This is a genomic window from Acidovorax sp. KPB24-07, assembly GCF_057543315.1.
The window spans coordinates 1-1,553 of record NZ_BAAJYS010000600.1 but is presented as its reverse complement, the minus strand read 5'-3'; the positions used below and the strand labels follow the sequence as shown (position 1 = coordinate 1,553).

Sequence of the window (1,553 nt, the reverse complement as noted above, 5' to 3'; positions counted from 1 at the left end):
GGGACCTGATCGCATGGGGGAGCAGGTGGTGTTCGCGTTCGTCACGCTGTTTTCCAGCGCGACGCACCAGTCGTGGGTGGAGCTGGCGCTCAAGTTCTTCCCGTTCGTGGTGCTGCTGGAGGCGCCGTTCTTCCTGCTCGTGTGCGCGGGCATGGTGAAGTACGGCCTGCGCGAGCACCGGCCCTACCTGCAGCGCGAGCGCTATCCGCGCGTGTCCTGCGTCATCACCTGCTACTCCGAGGGCGACGACGTGCGCAAGACCATCCAGTCGCTCGCCCAGCAGATCTACCCGGGCTTCATCGAGATCATCGCCGTGGTGGACGGCGCGGTGCAGAACGAGCCCACGCTGCGTGCGGCCCGCGGGGCGCGCGAACTGCTGGCCGGTGCCCGCCGGCGTGCGCTGGTGGTGCTGCCCAAGTGGCAGCGCGGCGGCCGCGTGTCGTCGCTGAACGCCGGCCTGTCGATCGCCAGCGGCGAGATCGTGATGGCGCTTGATGGCGACACCTCGTTCGACAACGACATGGTGCGCCACGCCACGCGGCATTTCGACGACCCCGGCGTGGTGGGCGTCGCCGGCAGCCTGCGGGTGCGCAACGCCCGCCGCTCGCTGGCCGCGCGCATGCAGGCGCTGGAATACATGCTGTCCATCGGCGCGGGCAAGACGGGGCTGTCGGAGTTCAACATCGTCAACAACATCTCGGGGGCGTTCGGCGTGTTCCGCGCCAGCTTCATCCGCAACCTGGGCGGCTGGGACGCGGGCACGGCCGAGGACCTGGACATGACGATGCGCATCAAGCAGTACTTCGGCCGCCATCCGGGCCTGCGCATCGTGTTCGACCCGCATGCCGTGGGCCACACCGACGCGCCGGACACCTGGCGCGTGTTCTTCCGCCAGCGCCTGCGCTGGGACGGCGACATGTTCTACATCTTCATCCGCAAGTTCCGCCTGAACCTGCGCCCGCGCCTGCTGGGCTGGCGCAATTTCCTCTTCGTGGTGGTGAACGGCCTGGTGATGCAGGTGCTCATGCCCTTCCTCATCGTGGCCTACACCGGCGTGATGCTGTTCACGCTGCCGGTGGGGGCGGTGCTGGGGGTGCTGGGGTTCGTCTACGCGGTGTACCTCGCGGCGCTGCTGTTCTATTTCCTGCTGTACCTCGTGGCCGTGTCCGAGCGGCCCCGGCACGACGCGGCCTACCTGCGGTTCCTGCCGCTGTTTCCGCTCTTCGCCTTCGTCAACCGCGTGCACTGCACGTTCTCGATCCTGCAGGAGGTCTTCCTGAAGACCCACCTGGACTCCGCGATGGCCCCCTGGTGGGTGCTGCGCAAAACCAAGTTCTGATATGCCGCATCGCCTGGGGAAACGTCTTTTGCCATGGGCCGCGGTGCTGTGCCTGATGGGGTGGGGCGCGGGCGCGCTGGCGGCCGAACCGGCCCCGCCGCTGGTGCCCCCCGTGTTGGCGCTGGAGGCGCGCCCGCACTGCCCGCTGACGTGCTGGCCCAGGCGCCTGCCACCCTGGCGGAGCTGGAAGGCTGGGCCGAGGTGCAGGCCCCGG

General features: G+C 68.8%; 2 protein-coding genes. Both read left to right on the top strand.

Features of this window, described 5'->3' with window-relative positions; all coding sequences use genetic code 11:
• On the top strand, positions 1–1,339 hold a 1,339-nt coding region (locus AC27IQ_RS24245; RefSeq protein ID WP_487091093.1), incomplete at its 5' end, for a glycosyltransferase family 2 protein.
• 33 nt (positions 1,340–1,372) lie between these two features.
• Positions 1,373–1,553: hypothetical protein (locus tag AC27IQ_RS24240; RefSeq protein ID WP_487091092.1), on the top strand; the 181-nt coding region annotated here is incomplete at its 3' end.